Annotated in this window: 2 protein-coding genes; both read right to left on the bottom strand. The window is 61.1% G+C overall.

Going from position 1 to position 1,552, the window contains the following annotated elements:
• Nucleotides 1-442: hypothetical protein (locus EN994_RS30695; protein WP_164746387.1), on the bottom strand; the 442-nt coding region annotated here is incomplete at its 3' end.
• A gap of 3 nt (nucleotides 443-445) precedes the next feature.
• Nucleotides 446-1,552 (bottom strand): methylenetetrahydrofolate--tRNA-(uracil(54)-C(5))-methyltransferase (FADH(2)-oxidizing) TrmFO (gene trmFO / locus EN994_RS30690; protein ID WP_127308111.1); only part of this gene is annotated, 1,107 nt, incomplete at its 5' end.

Here is a 1,552-nt window from a genome sequence, read left to right as displayed (position 1 = left end):
CAACCAGCGCGTCGACAATAGCCGGCGCCTCCGAGCTGGGAGCCTCCTGCGTGAATCGTGCACTGAGGTAGGCGCCATGAGGATGTGAGGGATCCAGACGGGCTTGGATCGCCCAGAAGGATGACAGCGAATAGATCGCTTTCATGAAATCCAGAATTAGCCGGTCATTGTAGGGACCTTCGACAGGCTGAACGGCAATGATTCTCTTCAAGCTTCGATCACGGTTCTCATTGTAATTTTCATTTTCGTACAGCCAACCTTGGCCCCCGTGAGGCTGACCTATTAGCGCCTCGATAGCGGGTATATGAACTTCGCGCAGCTTCCGCAGGTTGGTGCATCTGACATAGATGCTCCAGCAAATTTCGTAGTCGCCGGCGAAAGGTTCGCCACTCGGCGGCAGGTCCGACGGCAGAAGCTGGTGCAGCTCGGAGTGCTTGGCCACGGACTACTCGGCGGCTTGCGCTTGTGCCGGCAGCCCTAGCCATTCTCGGCAATCAGCCTGCGCACGCGATGTGATGGCGTGCCGCTTGGCAACGGTCTTGTCCTTGCCGCGCATGCGTTTGCCCTCGGCCTTCGGAGCTTCGACAGGTGGGAACAGGCCGAAATTGACGTTCATCGGCTGGAATGAGCGCTTTCCCGGCTCGTCATCGGAGACAATATGACCGCCGGTGATGTGGTTGAGCAGAGCGCCGAAGGCCGTGGTCAGCGGCGGCAGGGACGGAGCAAGGCCGAGCCGCTCCGCTGCGGCGAAGCGGCCGGCGAGCAGGCCGATGGCCGCACTTTCGACATAGCCTTCGCAGCCGGTGATCTGGCCGGCGAAACGCAGGCCGGGCCGCGACTTCAGTTGCAGCGAAGCGTCGAGCAAGGTCGGCGAGTTGATGTAGGTGTTGCGGTGCAGGCCGCCGAGACGGGCGAAATCAGCGTTTTCGAGACCCGGTATGGTGCGGAAGATGCGCACCTGCTCGGCATGCTTCAACTTGGTCTGGAAACCGACCATGTTGTAGAGCGTGCCCAGCGCATTGTCCTGCCGCAACTGGACGACGGCATAGGCCTTTACCGTCGGATTGTGGGCATTGGTCAGCCCCATCGGCTTCATAGGCCCGTAGCGTAGCGTCTCGACACCGCGCTCGGCCATGACTTCGATCGGCAGGCAGCCGTCGAAATAGGGCGTGCCTTCCCATTGCTTGAATTCGGTTTTCTGGCCGTCGACCAGCGCTTGCACGAAGGCAAGGTACTGGTCCTTGTCCATCGGACAATTGATGTAGTCCTTGCCGGTGCCGCCTGGCCCGACCTTGTCGTAGCGCGACTGGAACCAGCAGGTATTCATGTCGATCGTGTCGAAATGGATGATCGGCGCAATGGCGTCGAAGAAGGCGAGCGCATCGGCGCCGGTCGCTTCCGCGATCGACTGGGCAAGCCCGGGGGCGGTCAACGGACCCGTGGCAACGATCGCCTGGTCCCAATCCGTCGGCGGCAGACCTGGCACTTCCTCGCGCCGGATGGTGATCAGCGGGTGTGCTTCGAGTTTTTTCGTCACGGCATCGGCGAATCC

The sequence above is a fragment of the Mesorhizobium sp. M7A.F.Ca.CA.002.09.1.1 genome (assembly GCF_003998555.1).
GTDB classification, from domain to species: Bacteria; Pseudomonadota; Alphaproteobacteria; order Rhizobiales; family Rhizobiaceae; genus Mesorhizobium; species Mesorhizobium ciceri.
Note: the sequence above shows the minus strand (reverse complement) of the source record. Positions and strands in the feature narration are given on the sequence as shown.